Genomic DNA, 14,960 nt, shown 5'->3' with positions numbered 1-14,960 from the left:
GGTCCATCTACCCTACCTGTTTTGAAGCGGTTCAAAGCAATGGGTGTTTGGAATTTTACTTGTTAAAAAATCTATTGCGTAAAAGAACTTTTGTTATTTACCAGACACTCCGACCTAAGTTCCCCCTTCAGGGGGCTAGGGGGTGTGGTTTTTACCTGCGCAGGAAAAACTGCAGCACAAAAAACATCACCATGCTCACCACCATCAGCAATACATAACTACCTACCTGGCCGCTTTGCAACCAGCGCAACTGGCGGCCGCTGTAGTTCACCAGTTTGCCTACGCCATTTACCAGGGCGTCAATACCGCTCTTTTCAATAAAGCTGTTGGCAAAAGAACCAAGTGCATTGATAGGTTTTACCACCACACCATTATAGAGTTCATCAACATACCATTTGTTTTCCAGCAGGCGGCCTACAGCAGAAGGCTGTTCTGCCTTGTAGTTGCGGTAGCGCAGGAAAGCAACGATGATGGCGGCAACAGCGATACCCGTAGTAAGGCCTACCAGTACCCATTCGGTGCTGTGTTCTACGTGTACGGTATGTTCAGGGTTGATTACAGGCTTCAGGAACTCGGCCAGTTTTTCACCGCCTTCGGTAAACAGTGCAGGAATACCCACAAAACCACCAGCAATCGACAACACTGCCAGGATGATCAGGGGCAGGGTCATGGCAATGGGGCTTTCGTGCAGGTGATGGCGCTGGGCTTCGGTGCCACGAAACGAACCGTTGAAGGTGATGAAGAGCAACCGAAACATATAAAAAGCTGTGAGTGCAGCCGTCAGCAAACCAACAGCCCACAGGAACTTATCGTATGCAAATGCATTCAGCAGGATGGCATCTTTAGAAAAGAAACCGGAGAACGGAGGAATACCGGCAATGGCGATACAGCCAATCAGGAAAGTAAGGTAAGTGATGGGCAGCGCTTTTTTCAAACCACCCATGTTGCGGATATCCTGTTCACCGCTCACGGCATGGATCACGCTACCCGAACCCAGGAAGAGGAGGGCTTTGAAGAATGCGTGTGTCATTACGTGGAACACAGCAGCGGTATAAGCGCCGGTGCCCAGTGCCAGGAACATATAACCCAACTGGCTCACGGTAGAATAAGCCAGTACCTTTTTGATATCGTTCTGACGCAGGGCGATGGTTGCAGCCAGCAGTGCGGTAGCTGCACCAATGATGGCGATGATGGCATTAGTTGTCCCAGCTAATTGGTACAACGCATTGCTGCGGGCAATCATATAGATACCTGCAGTTACCATCGTTGCGGCGTGGATCAGCGCCGATACAGGTGTGGGACCCGCCATCGCATCGGGCAGCCAGGTATACAGCGGAATCTGTGCGCTTTTACCGGTGGCACCTACAAAGAGCAGCAGGGTAATGCCCGTTATATCAGTTGCAGAAAGTTTAGCCAGGTTGGCGGCGGTAAAAACTTCGTTGTACGAAACAGTACCCAGTTTGGCAATGATCCAGAACACGGCCAGCAGGAAACCCAGGTCACCAATACGGTTCATTACAAAGGCCTTCTTCGCAGCAGCGGTATAGTTTACGTTTTTAAACCAATAACCGATCAGCAGGTAAGAGCAAAGGCCTACACCTTCCCAGCCAATGAACATGATCACGAAGTTGGCACCCATCACCAGCAACAGCATCGAAAATACGAAGAGGTTGAGGTAAGCAAAGTAGCGGGCAAAATGCTGGCCGGCTTCTTCGTGCATGTAAGCGGTGGAGTACACATGGATGAGGAAACCCACGCCTGTGATGATGAGGAGGAACAGCGTAGTGAGCTGGTCTACCTGGAAGGCGAACGGAATCTTCAGGCTACCTACCGATATAAAGTCGAACAGGTGAACCACAGGCGCAGCATAGTTGCCCTGTAAAAAGATGGTAAGGCTGATGATAAAGGAAGCCAGCACGGTGCCGCTGCCGATGAGGCCGGCAACACCCTTGGGCAGCACCTTGCGGCCCAGGCCGTTGATGAGGAATCCGATAAAAGGCAGCAGTGGAATCAGTGCAATCAAGTTCTTCATAAAAGAGCTGTTAGCTGTTGGCTGTTAGCTATTAGCCAAAGGCCAACAGCTAACAGCTAAAGGCTGTATTAGTGTTTTAGTCGGTTCAGGAAATTGATATCCACCGAACGGGTATTGCGGTACAACATCACGATGATGGCCAGGCCCACGCTCACTTCGGCGGCGGCCACTACCATGATGAAGAATACAAAAAGTTGTCCTTCGGAACCTACGTTGTTCACCGCGTTGCCGGCGCCTGCGGCAGCCAGGTGGTGCATTTTGGAGAAAGCAACCAGCAGCAGGTTAACGGCGTTCAGCATCAGTTCGATGCACATGAACACGATGATCACGTTGCGCCGGGTAAGCACCCCGATGATGCCGATGATGAACAACGCAAGTGATAAGAAGATATAATAGTTGATTGGCATTGCCGGAATTGGTTTAGTGGATTCGAAGTTGGTGGTTCATCCTTTATGCAGTTACCGCTTCTGCGGTTTTTTCCTGCTGCAGGGTATTGGTGGTAGTCCGGATGGTCTTTTCTCTTTTACCAATGACCACTGCACCTACCATGGCGCTGAGGAAGAGGATGGAAGCGATTTCAAAAGGCACCACATACTCCGTAAACAGTACCCTGCCCAGGTTTTCAATCAAACCGATATTACCGGTATTGATCTCCGCCATGCGGGTATCGGCATTGCGCAGGGCAGCCACCAGCACCAATAGCAATGAGCCGCCAGCAACGGCCCCAGCCAGCTTCAGCCATTTGTTCTTTTGGGGCTCGGACTCCTTACGCAGGTCCATCAACATGAGCACGTACAGGAACAGTACCATAATGGCACCTGCATAAACAATGATGTTTACAATGGCCAGGAACTGTGCATTCAGCAACAGGTAGTGACCCGAAATAGTAAAGAACGTGATGATCAGCCACAGTACGCTGTACACCGGGTTCTTGCTGGTGATCACCATCAGGGCGCTTACCAGCGAAACAGCGGAGAGGGCGTAAAAGAGAATTTCAGAAATGCTCATGATAAATGGGACAACGGACAACAGACCACAGACATCAGTCGTCCGTTGTCCGTGGTCTTGTTTTATTACTTATTTAGTTGCTTGCGGAATGGTTCCTTTTGCTTTTGCGTATCCTTCCGGATCGGTAACCGGGTTAGGAATCAGCAGGTCTTCTTTACCATATATAAAACCGGTGCGGCCGTAGTTGGCGGGCGCAAAGGTTTGCGACAGGTAAATGGCATCCTTAGGACAAGCTTCTTCACACAGGCCGCAGAAAATGCAACGCAGCATGTTGATCTCGTATTTGGCCGCATACTTCTCCTCGCGGTACAGGTTTTCTTCACCGGCCTGTCGCTCGGCGGCTTCCATGGTAATGGCTTCTGCTGGGCAGGCAACGGCACACAGGCCACAGGCGGTGCAACGCTCCCGGCCTTCTTCGTCACGGTTCAGTATCTGCAGTCCGCGGAACACGGCCGAAAACGGACGCTGCTCTTCGGGGTAGCTGATGGTAGGACGTTTTTTAAAGAGGTGGCTAAAGGTAATGCCCATGCCTTTGAAGATGGCGGGGAGGTACATCTTCTCCACCAGTGTCATGGGCTTGCGTTCTACCTGTTTTCCTCTGTTGGTAAGTGATTGCATTTATGGTAAACTCCTAAGAATTTTATCAATATTATTTTTTAATGCCGGCAGATCTTCTTTAATAATCCGCCATATCTGAACATAATCGATACCCCAGTAAGCGTGAACGATAATGTTGCGCAAACCTGCCATACTCCTCCACTCTATTTCGGCATGCTGCAACTGTAGGCTTTCTGACACATGGTTTGCTGCTTCACCAATTATTTGCAATTGGAAAACACAGCCGGACCGGATCAAAGAATTCTCGAAAAACACTGAAGCAGTCAAGCCTGCTACATAATGCTCTATCTCCTTTATCGCGTCCCGAATGTGCAGCAGCCTTTGCTTGTCAGCCGCCGCTCCTATCATACAACAGTTGTTTTTCTTTATGAATGAAGGGAGCTAGGTAAGGCGACAATCCTTTAGAGCTGACTACATCCACTTTGGAACCAAGTATCTGCTGCAGATCTTCGCTCCAAATGAAATACTGCCAGCCAATTTTCTCCTCGTAGTTCAGGTCAACTAATAAGTCTACATCACTGCTTTCATCCGCTTCCTTCCGGGCATACGAACCAAATAAATAAACCTTCTTTACCGGCTTATCACTGAAATAAGCAGATACTGTCTTTTTTATTTGATCGGTTGTAAGCATGTAATCTATTTATGCTGGCCTTCCGCCGCAAATATATTGTCTCCCTGCCATTCAACTGTAATTGGACAGGTTTTACAACTCCTCGTTATTTGTTCAACAGCAACACCACTACTGCGGTAATTAGCATATTGATCAATGCCAAAGGCAGCAGGTTTTTCCAGCCCATGTTCATCAACTGATCGTAGCGGAAGCGCGGGATGGTCCAGCGGATCCACATAAACAAGAAGATAAAGAAGAAGGCTTTGGCCATCAGCACGCCTACACCCACCAGGCCTACCCACCAGGCATTACCCCAGGCAGCTTCATTTACAAAAGGAATATCATAACCACCCAGGAAGAGGGTTGCCATCACCACGCTGCTGATGAACATGTTGATGTATTCGGAAAAAAGGTAAAAACCCAGTTTCATGGAAGAGTACTCCTGGTGATAACCGAAGTTCAGTTCGTTCTCTGCTTCGGGAAGGTCAAAAGGTGTCCGGTTACACTCGGCAAGGGCACACACAAAGAAGATCAGAAAACCAAGTGGTTGGTAAATCAGGTTCCAGCCATTGGCAATCTGGTAATTCACGATCTCGCTCATACGCAGCGAACCGGTGATCATCAGAACGGCAATAAGCGAAAGACCCATGGCCAGTTCGTAAGAGATCATTTGCGAAGCACCACGGATAGCGGCGATTAGGGAGAACTTGTTGTTGGAAGCCCAGCCACCAATCATAATACCATATACACCCAGGCTCACTACACCAAAGATGTAGAGCACACCGATATTGATATCTGCAATTTGCAGGGCTACCTGCCTGCCGCCGATATCAATGGTAGAACCCCAGGGAATTACCGCGGAGGTCATGGTGGCGGTGATCATCGCCAGCATAGGTCCCAGGATAAACAGGAACCTGTTGGAAGCCGTTGGGATGATTTCTTCCTTCATGAACAGCTTCAATCCATCGGCCATGGGCTGCAGGATACCAAAGGGGCCTGCACGGTTGGGGCCGCGGCGGTCCTGCAGGAAAGCCGCAACCTTACGCTCGGCATAAGTGCTGTACATGGCCACCACCAGCGCCGTGGTTACAATAATGGCGATGAGGATGAACTTCTCTAAAATGATCCACCAGTCGAATTGCAATAAGTACATAGCTTTTGGCTGTTAACGGTTAGCGAATAGCTTCTGGCCTGATCCGCTCCGGTTTATTCGTAAATCGGCAATCGTGAATGGTCAATAAGCTTTTCCGTCTTTACTGACTTTCCCGACTTTCCGGTCTCAATTAATGCGCATTGGTCGTGTCCGTACCTGCCAGGTTCCTTCCGGTACCCTGCTTTACATCGGTAACATTGGTACCGGTGGCATTGGGATTACCGTTGAAGGTGGCGGCTGTTGCAGGCCCGGGCAGCACGTTCAGGTCAACGGTGTTTACCTGGCTTACTTCGTGGATGTCCATCAGCAACTTCGGATCACGGCCCTTCATTACGTCCTTAAACGTTTCTTTTGGCTTCACCACGTTGGTATAATGACCGGCATTGATTACCGAGTGGCGGTCCAGTTTGGTATTGCCTTCAATCACCCAGTCGCTAACCTTTTTCTTTTCAAAACGGCACTCGTTACAGATCCATTCTTCCACCTCGCCCCACTGGTCCTTGCGGGCAGTAACGCGGAGCACATCATCGCCACGCATCCACAGGCGCACCTTGCCGCTGCAGCAGGAGCAGTTGCGGTGGGCGTCTACGGGTTTGGTAAACCATACGCGGTTTTTGAAACGGAAGGTTCTATCGGTAAGCGCACCTACGGGGCAAACATCGATCACGTTACCGATCATGTTGCTGTCCAGTGCTTTTTCCACGTAGGTAGCAATCTGAGCATGGTCGCCGCGGTCAAGCACACCGTGGTCGCGGTTGCCGGCCACCTGGTTGGCAGTGTACACACAACGGTAGCACAAAATGCATCGCGTCATGTGGAGCTGGATGTAGGGGCCGATATCAATACGCTCAAACGTTCGGCGCTTGAACTCGTAGCGGGTACCCTGCGAGCCGTGCTCGTAGCTCAGGTCCTGCAGGTCGCATTCACCGGCCTGGTCACACACGGGGCAGTCCAGGGGGTGGTTAAGCAGCAGGAATTCCACCACGCCTTTGCGGGCTTCCAGCACGGCGGGGTTGGTGATGTTTTCCACCACCATTCCGTCCATTACCGTAGTGCGGCAGGAGGCCACCAGTTTGGGCATGGGACGCGGATCGGCAGTAGAGCCGGCAGCTACGCGTACCAGGCAGGTACGGCATTTACCACCACTGCCTTGCAGCTTGCTGTAAAAGCACATGGCGGGGGGCACCACATCACCACCGATCTTACGGGCGGCCATGAGGATGGTAGTTCCCGGTTCAACATCAACCGTGATATTGTCAATAGTTACTTTGAATAACTTTTTTTCTTCGGACATCTATATTCCTATTTTATTCCGTACAAAGTCTTTAACCAACCTTGCTTCGTTTACAATATTTTCTGCTTCTTCCTTATCTGTTACGCCCATATCTGTGGGATAACGGGTGTAAACGGCGTAAGGTGTAAGCGTAACAGCGGATTGCAAAGATTCAAATGTTGCATCCATTTTAATGGCCAATCCCAACAAAACCGCCAGGTCATGCACTTTCGGAGCCATCGTTTCCTGAAATGTCAGATAAGCTTTCAGGTATTTCTCAGCACATTGCTGTGCATGAAAGGCTATTACATCAAATAACTGCACACCCGACTCCAGCAATATTTCGCAGGTCTGCAAATCCGCATCGGCCTTGGCGTACCACTCTTCTATCAGTTCCTGCTGCTTAGGATGCATACAACAGCTTACCGGTTTTGACAATATTGCCAATAAACGAGTGTGGAACGTCTGAAAACCTGTCAAACTTATCGGCGTACTCCACCACAAAGTCAATTGCAAATGGATACTTGTTCCATCCCATTTCCTTGCGAATGCCGGCTATAACTTCCTGAACTTTCTTAGTCCTGTCAGGCATCACAATCAGGAAATCAACATCACTGTCCGGTCCTTGTGCTCCAGTTGCATAACTTCCAAAGAGATAAAGACTTCTTGGCTGGACAGTATCGACCACCAGGCGGGTTAGTTCTTTTATCTCTTTGTCTGTTACCATATTTATCCCACGGCTACTTCCAACGGATCGGCATAATGGGCCAGCCCAAAATTCCTTACCTGCGCTTCTTCAGGGTGTGTTACGTGCCACTCAAACTCGTCGCGGAAGTGACGAATGGCGGCGGCAACAGGCCAGGCAGCGGCATCGCCCAGGGGGCAGATGGTGTTGCCTTCGATCTTGCGCTGTATATCCCAGAGCAGGTCGATATCGCTCATTTGTCCTTTACCGTATTCGAGCTTGGTGAGGATCTTTTCCATCCAACCCGTACCCTCGCGGCAGGGGCTGCACTGACCACAGCTTTCGTGGCGGTAGAAACGGGCCAACGAAAGGGTGTGGCGCACCACGCACTGGTCTTCGTCCAGTACAATGAAACCACCCGAACCCATCATCGAACCGGTAGGGAAACCACCGTCGGCGAGGCTTTCGTAGGTCATCATGCGCTGTTCGCCCTTGGCTGTTTTCAGCAGCAGGTTGGCAGGCAGGATGGGTACGGACGAACCACCGGGGATACAGGCCTTCAGGCGTTTGCCATTAGCAATACCACCGCAGTATTCGTCACTAAAGATGAACTCTTCCACCGACTGGGTCATGTCGATTTCGTACACACCGGGCTTGTTGATATTGCCACAGGCGGAGATCAGCTTGGTACCGGTAGATTTACCTACACCAATCTTTGCATACTCCTCGCCACCCAGGTTCATGATGGGCACTACTGCTGCCAGGGTTTCCACGTTGTTTACCACCGTGGGGCAGTCGTACAGGCCTTTAATGGCAGGGAAGGGAGGCTTGATACGGGGGTTGCCGCGCTTACCTTCCAGCGATTCGATCAGGGCTGTTTCTTCGCCGCAGATATAAGCCCCGGCGCCGCGCTGAACATAGATCTGGCAGTCGAAACCGGTACCCAGGATATTCTTACCCAGGAAGCCCGCCTGGTTGGCTTCGGCAATGGCCTGCTCCAGGATGTCGACGATCCAGGCGTATTCGCCACGGATATAGATATAGGTGCGGTTGGAACCCAGCGCCCAGGAGGCCACAATCAGGCCTTCGATGAGCAGGTGGGGCAGGAACTCCATTAGGTAACGGTCCTTGAAGGTGCCGGGCTCCGACTCGTCGGCGTTGCACACCAGGTAGCGGGGCACACCTTCGGGTTTGGCCAAAAAGCTCCACTTCATACCGGTAGGGAAACCGGCACCGCCACGGCCGCGGAGGCCGCTTTTCTTTACCTCTTCCACCACATCGCCGGGGGCCATTTTAAGAGCCTTTTCCACGGCTGCATAACCACCGTTTTTACGGTACACGTCGTAATAACGAATGCCTTCGATGTGGGCTTTATCCAGTAAGACTTTTCTTCCCATGGTATAGTAGCTGTTGGCGGTTAGCTATTGGCTGTTGGCCAGGCAAGCCGCCGTTTTTTTTTTCAAGAGCTGCCATTTTCATGATCTGCTAACAGCTAAAAGCCAATAGCCAACAGCTCCTTAATCCTGTTTATAATCGTAGTTGAACATCCAACTGATGCCAAACTTATCGGTCAGCATGCCAAAGCGGGCGCCCCAAAAGGTATCCTGCAAAGGCATGGTGATGGTTGCGCCATCGCTTAGTGCCTTGAACACTTTTTCCAGCTCGCCGGGCTCGTCAAAATCGATGCTGAGGTGCACCATGTTTCCGCCTGTTGCTTTCCAGTCTTTGTCCCCGCTGTCGGAGGCCATAAACTGGAGCTTTTTGGCGCAAAACTGTGCGTGCAACACTTTGTTTCCATCCTGGCTCATTTCTTCCGCCGGTGAGCCTTCAAAACGCGACAGGTTTTTGATTTGTCCGTGAAAGGCCTTGGCGTAAAAGTTCAATGCTTCTTCGCAGTTGCCTGCAAATGTGAAGTAGGGTGTTACTTGCATATGGCTGATGTTTGGTTTGTTGTGCAAACGATTTTACCTGTTATGCCGTTGGTTCCCTTCTTCAATGTTTATTGCACGAGGCAGGATGGCGGCGCAGGTTATTGCAAAAAGATAGGTTCTTTTAGCAATAACAAAACGCCTTAGTTGTTCAGTGCTGCATTGCTGCGGCACTCTTCAATGATCTGGTCCACCTTTTCACGGGTGAGGTGTTCTTTATAGAACTTGCCCATCTGCATCATGGGTGCATAGCCGCAGGCACCGAGGCACTCTACGGTTTTAAGCGTAAACATCCCATCGGTCGTGGTCTCTCCCACCCCGATGGCTAATTTTTCCTTGATGTAGGCAATAATATCGTCGCTGCCACGGAGCATGCAGGGCCCGGTCTGGCAAACCTCAAACAGGTATTTGCCAATGAGCTTCATGTTGTACATGCTGTAAAAGGTAGCCACCTCGTATACTTCAATGGGCTTGATGCTGAGCAGGCCAGCCACATAATCCATTACCTCGGGGCTCAGCCAGCCATTGTTGGCTTCCTGCGCCAGGTGCAGCACCGGGATGAGGGCGCTCTTCTGCTTTCCTTCGGGATAGCGGGCGATGATTTCCTGTACTTTCTGCAGTTTATCTTCTGAAAAAACCACTGTTCGATTTATTATGGTGAACTATTGTGCCGCTTGTTTAGCACATTAGCTAATTAGCACATTATTAGGCGTCCATCTCCCCTGCAATCAGGTTCAGCGAAGACAGTACGATCACGGCATCGCTCAGCATGCTTCCTTTCACCAGTTCTTCGTAGGCCTGGTAATAAATAAAGCAGGGACGGCGGAAGTGCAGGCGGTAAGGGCTGCGGCCACCATCGGAAAGCAGGTAGAAACCGAGCTCACCATTGGCGCCTTCCACAGCATGGTAAACCTCGCCCGGTGGAATATCCACTTCACCCATCACGATCTTGAAATGGTAGATCAGGGATTCCATCTTGGTATATACATCTTTCTTCTCGGGTAGGTAGTACTCAGGAACATCGGCATGGAAAATGGTGCCTTCCTGGCCTTTCATATCCTGGATCTTGCGGTATGCCTGCTCGATGATGCGCAGCGATTGCCACATCTCCTGGTTACGTACCAGGAAGCGGTCGTAACAGTCACCGGTAGTACCGGTTGGAATGTCAAATTCAAAATCCTGGTAAGAGCTATAAGGGTTGTGCACCCGAACGTCGTAATCCACGCCGGCAGCACGCAGGTTGGGACCGGTGAAACCGTAATTGAGTGCCCGCTCTGCGGAAATAGGACCGGCACCAATGGTACGGTCCATAAAGATGCGGTTGCGGTTGAACAGGCGTTCAAACTCGCGCAGCACATCAGGGTATTCTTTCAGGAAGCGTTCCAGCTTGGTGAAGGCGATATCGTTGAAGTCGCGCTCAAAACCGCCGATCCGTCCAATATTGGTAGTGAGACGCGAGCCGCACACTTCTTCCCATATTTCATAGATCAGTTCTCGGTATTGCATCACGTATAGGAAGCCGGTAAAGGCGCCGGTATCCACACCCACGATGGAGTTGCAGATCAGGTGGTCGGCAATACGGGCCAGTTCCATGATGATAACGCGGAGATAATCTACTCTTTTAGGCGTTGAGATACCCAACAGCTTTTCGCAGGTCAGGTGCCAGCCCATATTGTTGATGGGCGCCGAACAATAGTTCAGGCGGTCCGTCAGCGGGGTGATTTGGTACAGGGGGCGGCGCTCGGCGATCTTTTCAAAAGCGCGGTGAATATACCCGATGGTCTGTTCCGCCGACATGATGCGCTCACCGTCCAGCTCCAGGATATTCTGGAACACGCCGTGCGTTGCCGGGTGGGTGGGGCCCAGGTTGAGGCGGGTGGTGCCTGCTTCCAGCGGCTCTTCGTTCGGGAAAATATTGGGTGCAGTAATCAGTGCCATGGTGTGCTTTGTCGTGAATGGTGAATGGTGAGTGCGTTAAACCTGAAGCGTGAATCGTCAATGCTTAACCTCAACCGTAACCTTATTCTGTTTTACTGTTCGGTATCCGGTATCTGCCTTGGGGCGCCGTCTTCCTGGCGGTTGCCAAAATCAAACGATCCACCGCGGCCAAACATTTCATCGTCCTTGTCAATACGGGTCTGGTCTTCCAGCGGAAACTCCTTGCGCAGGGGGAAATAATCCATTTCGTCCACGTTCTGGATGCGCTTGAGGTTGGGATGCCCTACAAAATTGACCCCGTAGAAATCGAAAGCTTCCCGTTCCTGCCAGTTGGCCGACATGAATATTTTGGTAGCCGAAAACACATCGGGCTGGGCAATGGGTGCATACACTTTAAAGCGGATGCGCACATTGGCCACCAGGTTGTGCAGGTGATACACCACAGCCAGCTCGCGGCCTGTATAGGCAGGATAGTGTACGGCAGTGAGGTCGGTGAGAAAACGGAAAGACAGTTCGGGGTCTTCAAACAGGAACTGCATCACCTTCAGGTTCAGCTCGCGGGGAGCTTCAAAGGTGAGCATGCCATAAGGCTCTTCGAACTGGGTCAGCTGCCCGGGAAACTGCTCCTCGAGCCGCTGTTGGATATAGTCGTTTGTCAGGGACATAATGTAAAGCTGTTAGCTGTTAGCCTTTGGCTGTTAGCTAACAGCTAACAGCTAAAAGCCAATGGCTTATTGTATTCCGTAACTCTGTAACAAATTCTTATAATGCTCGCTGTTGCGGCGGCGGATGCTTTCCTTGCCTACCAGGTCCTGGATTTTCATAAAACCATCAAGGATGGCTTCGGGACGGGGAGGGCAACCGGGCACGTACACGTCTACAGGCACTACCTGGTCGATGCCCTGGAGTACGCTATAGCTGTCGAAAATACCACCGCTGCAGGCGCAGGCACCCACGGCCATCACCCAGCGGGGCTCAGCCATTTGCAGGTATACCTGGCGCACTACCGGTGCCATTTTCTTCGAAATAGTACCCATCACCATCATCAGGTCGCACTGGCGGGGCGAGAAACCCATACGCTCTGCGCCAAAGCGGGCCAGGTCGTAGTGGGCGGCAGCGGTAGCCATAAACTCGATACCACAGCAGGAAGTAGCAAAAGGCAGGGGCCAGATAGAATTCTTCCGGGCCAGGCCTACCACATCGCTCAGTTTGGTGGTAAAAAAGCCTTCACCCTCGAAACCTTCGGGCATTTCCGCCATACTGATATCCTGCACCAGCGGCTTCTCGTTGACATTATATGAAACTGGACGTGCCATATTAAAATCCTCCCGTTCTCCTAAAGGAGAACTTAGATTTAAACTGTTTTACAATACTTTGAACTCCCTAAAGACGATTACCAAACCTTATTTGTTGGCTCCACTTCCGGAATTCTTTGCTAAAAGAACCATCCTTATATTCCTGCTATTCCGGCCTAATTTCCCTTTTGCAGGGAGGCAGGAATTAATCTTCCCAATCCAAAGCGCCTTTCTTCAGGATATAAATAAACCCGCAGAAGAAAAAAGCCACAAACATCAGTACTGCCCAAAAACCACTCCAACCCAAACCCCTGAAATTAACAGCGTAAGGATAGAAAAAGATCACTTCCACATCGAACAGCACAAACAGGATGGCCACCAGGAAGTACTTGATAGCCGTAGGCTGGCGGGCGTCGCCATGCGTTTCGATACCTGAGGTAAAGCTTTCCAGCTTGTCGGTGGTTTTACGCTTGGGCCCTACCAGGTGGGTCAGGGTCATCAGAAAACCAATCAGACCAACGGCAAACAAAAGTTGCAAGCCTACGGGCAGGTAACTTTCCGCATTATTGGCAGCCCCGGAAAGCGCAGTAGTGACATTTGCCTGTAAAATGTGGATCATAGAAGTGTAAAAAATGGCAAGCAAAAATAAGCGGGTTTGGTTTACAACCGCAGTTAATCTTTATCAGCTAAAAACAATAAAAAATCCCCCTGCAAAACAGGGGGATTTTTACCTATTAAAATATTTGAATATTTACTTTCCCTTACTTCCCGCCGACGACTTTGCAGCAGGCGCAGGCTTGCTCAGAATTTCGATATTCTTCTTAAACGCGGCGTTTTCAGGATCAAACTCAAGGCCCTTACGCAGGTAAGTAACGCCTTTGTCTTTATCCTTCTTTACGTTAACATAGTACTGAGCCAGGTTGCCTACAGCTTCCAGGCCATAAGGCTTGAAACGGGTTTTGTCCAGCTCAGATACGCGCAGCAGCTGCTCGTATTGAGGGATAGCCAGGCCCTGCTCCATGGTGCTGTCGATACGACCCAGCGAGCGGGCGCTCCACAGGTAACCGTAAACGCTATCAGGGAAAGCCTTGGAATAAGCTCCAAACACCGAGTCGGCGCGGGTAAAGTCGCCAGCCTGGTAGTAAGGCAGACCGATCTGGAACAGTTCGGCGGGGTTGGCCTGGGTGCCACGCAGCTGGTAGCTCAGCAGGCGCAGGTCGCCCTCAAAACGCTTGTTGCCCACTTTCTTGAAACGCTCAATGCCTTCGTTCAGCAGGTTTACCTGCTTGCTCAGCACGCTGTCCATGGTAGCAGCCTTGTAGTAGCTTTCTTTTACAATGGCAGGGTTGTCCTTACCGCAGGCATCAGCCTGGAGGATATAGTCATTGCCAATGATATCTTCTTCTTTAGCCTTGGCAAAAAACTGTCCTACATACTGGCAGGCAGCAGTAGAGTCGCCTTTACCTACATAGCTGTAACCCAGCAGGCGGTAAACATTGGGGCGGGTTTTTTCGCCAGCCTGGCTGATGATGTTCTTACCAATGGTAATCGCATCATCAAACTTGTTCTGAACAAACGCAGTCTGCGCTTTCAGGTACTCGTTCTCGGGGCTGGGGTCGGCATACTTCAGGTACAGGTTAGCATACTCCTCAGCCTTGGGGAAGTCGCGCTTGTAACGCAGGAAATAATCGTACAGGTCCATGTAAGCTGGTGCAAACGATGGATCAGCAGTTACCGCGTTGTTTAGCTGCTCTACTACCACATCCCAGTTTTGCTGGCTGGTGTACAAACCGGCCAGGCGGAAAGCAGGAACGGCGAACTTGGGGTTCTTGGCAACGGCAGTCTGGTAAGCTACTGCGGCCTGGCCACCATTGTGTGCCTTGCGGTAAGCGTTACCGAGGGCCAGCCATGCATCAGCATTGTTGGGGTCTACGGTTGTAGCTTCCTGCAGTTTGGTGATGGCGTAGTTGATATCGCCTTTTTTCTCTTTATCGGAATACACATTGGCAATACCACGACCAATAGCGGTAAGCACCTTTGGATCGTTGGCTTTCTTGCCTTTGCTCAGGGAAATGGCGGTTTCAAAACGCTGGCGGGCTTCGTTGGCCTTGCCTTCCTGCAGCTCTACCTGGCCCATACCCACCAAAACCAGCGGGGCATTGCCATTGGCAGACAGTGCTTTTTCATAAACGGCTTTAGCGCCGGCTGCATCGTTTTGAGCCAGGGCCAGCTGGCCTGCCCAGTATACAGCCTCCATATTGTTTGGATTTGCGGCCAGCAGTTTGTCAAACACGTCCTTCGCACTCTTATACCTTTCCGCATACAGGTGGTTGACGCCTTCCTGTACGTTCTGCGCGAAAGCAGCAACAGACAGGAAAGCCGCGAAAAACAATACAATCGCTGATTTCTTCATTTCTTTT

General features: G+C 50.9%; 18 protein-coding genes. All 18 read right to left on the bottom strand.

What is annotated here, in order from left to right; genetic code table 11:
• Positions 1-151: 151 nt before the first annotated feature.
• Positions 152-2,032, bottom strand: a complete 1,881-nt coding sequence (gene nuoL / locus BUE76_RS06280; protein ID WP_073040764.1) for an NADH-quinone oxidoreductase subunit L — start codon at positions 2,030-2,032, stop codon at positions 152-154.
• 68 nt (positions 2,033-2,100) lie between these two features.
• Entirely contained in the window at positions 2,101-2,439 is a 339-nt protein-coding gene (nuoK, locus tag BUE76_RS06275) for an NADH-quinone oxidoreductase subunit NuoK (protein ID WP_073040766.1), read from the bottom strand.
• Between the two features lie 43 nt (positions 2,440-2,482).
• The gene (locus BUE76_RS06270) at positions 2,483-3,040 is read right to left on the bottom strand and encodes an NADH-quinone oxidoreductase subunit J family protein (RefSeq protein ID WP_083596384.1); all 558 of its coding nucleotides are present in this window, start codon (positions 3,038-3,040) and stop codon (positions 2,483-2,485) included.
• A 69-nt stretch (positions 3,041-3,109) separates the two neighbouring features.
• A complete protein-coding gene (gene nuoI, locus BUE76_RS06265) occupies positions 3,110-3,658 on the bottom strand; it encodes an NADH-quinone oxidoreductase subunit NuoI (RefSeq protein ID WP_073040768.1) in 549 nt (182 codons plus the stop codon).
• Positions 3,659-4,006 (bottom strand): HepT-like ribonuclease domain-containing protein, encoded by a 348-nt coding sequence (locus tag BUE76_RS06260; RefSeq protein WP_073040770.1) that lies wholly within the window; start codon positions 4,004-4,006, stop codon positions 3,659-3,661.
• Positions 3,987-4,289 carry a nucleotidyltransferase family protein gene (locus BUE76_RS06255; RefSeq protein WP_073040772.1) on the bottom strand — a complete coding sequence of 101 codons (303 nt, stop codon included), beginning with the start codon at positions 4,287-4,289 and terminating at the stop codon, positions 3,987-3,989. The genes BUE76_RS06260 and BUE76_RS06255 overlap by 20 nt, the downstream gene beginning before the upstream one ends.
• A gap of 85 nt (positions 4,290-4,374) precedes the next feature.
• Positions 4,375-5,421, bottom strand: coding sequence for an NADH-quinone oxidoreductase subunit NuoH (nuoH, locus tag BUE76_RS06250; RefSeq protein ID WP_073040774.1), 1,047 nt, complete (start codon positions 5,419-5,421; stop codon positions 4,375-4,377).
• 130 nt (positions 5,422-5,551) lie between these two features.
• Positions 5,552-6,715: a 2Fe-2S iron-sulfur cluster-binding protein gene (locus BUE76_RS06245; protein WP_083596385.1), complete on the bottom strand. Its 1,164-nt coding sequence runs from the start codon at positions 6,713-6,715 to the stop codon at positions 5,552-5,554.
• Entirely contained in the window at positions 6,716-7,108 is a 393-nt protein-coding gene (locus tag BUE76_RS06240) for a HEPN domain-containing protein (RefSeq protein ID WP_073040776.1), read from the bottom strand. It lies immediately after the preceding gene.
• Entirely contained in the window at positions 7,098-7,421 is a 324-nt protein-coding gene (locus BUE76_RS06235; RefSeq protein WP_073040778.1) for a nucleotidyltransferase domain-containing protein, read from the bottom strand. The genes BUE76_RS06240 and BUE76_RS06235 overlap by 11 nt, the downstream gene beginning before the upstream one ends.
• A 2-nt stretch (positions 7,422-7,423) precedes the next feature.
• Positions 7,424-8,776 carry an NADH-quinone oxidoreductase subunit NuoF gene (gene nuoF / locus BUE76_RS06230; RefSeq protein WP_073040780.1) on the bottom strand — a complete coding sequence of 451 codons (1,353 nt, stop codon included), beginning with the start codon at positions 8,774-8,776 and terminating at the stop codon, positions 7,424-7,426.
• A gap of 120 nt (positions 8,777-8,896) precedes the next feature.
• Positions 8,897-9,310 carry a VOC family protein gene (locus BUE76_RS06225; RefSeq protein WP_073040782.1) on the bottom strand — a complete coding sequence of 138 codons (414 nt, stop codon included), beginning with the start codon at positions 9,308-9,310 and terminating at the stop codon, positions 8,897-8,899.
• Positions 9,311-9,450: 140 nt separating this feature from the next.
• Positions 9,451-9,948 carry an NADH-quinone oxidoreductase subunit NuoE family protein gene (locus tag BUE76_RS06220; protein WP_245798310.1) on the bottom strand — a complete coding sequence of 166 codons (498 nt, stop codon included), beginning with the start codon at positions 9,946-9,948 and terminating at the stop codon, positions 9,451-9,453.
• 64 nt (positions 9,949-10,012) lie between these two features.
• Positions 10,013-11,245 carry an NADH-quinone oxidoreductase subunit D gene (locus BUE76_RS06215; protein WP_073040786.1) on the bottom strand — a complete coding sequence of 411 codons (1,233 nt, stop codon included), beginning with the start codon at positions 11,243-11,245 and terminating at the stop codon, positions 10,013-10,015.
• Between the two features lie 92 nt (positions 11,246-11,337).
• Positions 11,338-11,910 (bottom strand): NADH-quinone oxidoreductase subunit C, encoded by a 573-nt coding sequence (locus BUE76_RS06210; protein WP_073040788.1) that lies wholly within the window; start codon positions 11,908-11,910, stop codon positions 11,338-11,340.
• Positions 11,911-11,976: 66 nt separating this feature from the next.
• Entirely contained in the window at positions 11,977-12,561 is a 585-nt protein-coding gene (locus BUE76_RS06205) for an NADH-quinone oxidoreductase subunit B (RefSeq protein WP_073040790.1), read from the bottom strand.
• A 184-nt stretch (positions 12,562-12,745) separates the two neighbouring features.
• Complete coding sequence (locus BUE76_RS06200; RefSeq protein ID WP_073041016.1) at positions 12,746-13,159, bottom strand: NADH-quinone oxidoreductase subunit A; 414 nt, start codon at positions 13,157-13,159, stop codon at positions 12,746-12,748.
• A 132-nt stretch (positions 13,160-13,291) separates the two neighbouring features.
• Positions 13,292-14,953: a tetratricopeptide repeat protein gene (locus BUE76_RS06195; RefSeq protein ID WP_073040793.1), complete on the bottom strand. Its 1,662-nt coding sequence runs from the start codon at positions 14,951-14,953 to the stop codon at positions 13,292-13,294.
• Positions 14,954-14,960: the final 7 nt, after the last annotated feature.

Origin of the sequence: Cnuella takakiae (assembly GCF_001953305.1) — a bacterium.
GTDB lineage: Bacteria > Bacteroidota > Bacteroidia > Chitinophagales > Chitinophagaceae > Flavisolibacter > Flavisolibacter takakiae.
This window is presented reverse-complemented; position numbering and strand designations above follow the sequence as displayed.

Coding starts and splice junctions, on each gene's coding strand:
- nuoL (WP_073040764.1), bottom strand. CDS start 2,032: ATGAAGAACTTGATTGCACTGATTCCACTGCTGCCTTTTATCGGATTC.
- nuoK (WP_073040766.1), bottom strand. CDS start 2,439: ATGCCAATCAACTATTATATCTTCTTATCACTTGCGTTGTTCATCATC.
- BUE76_RS06270 (WP_083596384.1), bottom strand. CDS start 3,040: ATGAGCATTTCTGAAATTCTCTTTTACGCCCTCTCCGCTGTTTCGCTG.
- nuoI (WP_073040768.1), bottom strand. CDS start 3,658: ATGCAATCACTTACCAACAGAGGAAAACAGGTAGAACGCAAGCCCATG.
- BUE76_RS06260 (WP_073040770.1), bottom strand. CDS start 4,006: ATGATAGGAGCGGCGGCTGACAAGCAAAGGCTGCTGCACATTCGGGAC.
- BUE76_RS06255 (WP_073040772.1), bottom strand. CDS start 4,289: ATGCTTACAACCGATCAAATAAAAAAGACAGTATCTGCTTATTTCAGT.
- nuoH (WP_073040774.1), bottom strand. CDS start 5,421: ATGTACTTATTGCAATTCGACTGGTGGATCATTTTAGAGAAGTTCATC.
- BUE76_RS06245 (WP_083596385.1), bottom strand. CDS start 6,715: ATGTCCGAAGAAAAAAAGTTATTCAAAGTAACTATTGACAATATCACG.
- BUE76_RS06240 (WP_073040776.1), bottom strand. CDS start 7,108: ATGCATCCTAAGCAGCAGGAACTGATAGAAGAGTGGTACGCCAAGGCC.
- BUE76_RS06235 (WP_073040778.1), bottom strand. CDS start 7,421: ATGGTAACAGACAAAGAGATAAAAGAACTAACCCGCCTGGTGGTCGAT.
- nuoF (WP_073040780.1), bottom strand. CDS start 8,776: ATGGGAAGAAAAGTCTTACTGGATAAAGCCCACATCGAAGGCATTCGT.
- BUE76_RS06225 (WP_073040782.1), bottom strand. CDS start 9,310: ATGCAAGTAACACCCTACTTCACATTTGCAGGCAACTGCGAAGAAGCA.
- BUE76_RS06215 (WP_073040786.1), bottom strand. CDS start 11,245: ATGGCACTGATTACTGCACCCAATATTTTCCCGAACGAAGAGCCGCTG.
- BUE76_RS06210 (WP_073040788.1), bottom strand. CDS start 11,910: ATGTCCCTGACAAACGACTATATCCAACAGCGGCTCGAGGAGCAGTTT.
- BUE76_RS06205 (WP_073040790.1), bottom strand. CDS start 12,561: ATGGCACGTCCAGTTTCATATAATGTCAACGAGAAGCCGCTGGTGCAG.
- BUE76_RS06200 (WP_073041016.1), bottom strand. CDS start 13,159: ATGATCCACATTTTACAGGCAAATGTCACTACTGCGCTTTCCGGGGCT.
- BUE76_RS06195 (WP_073040793.1), bottom strand. CDS start 14,953: ATGAAGAAATCAGCGATTGTATTGTTTTTCGCGGCTTTCCTGTCTGTT.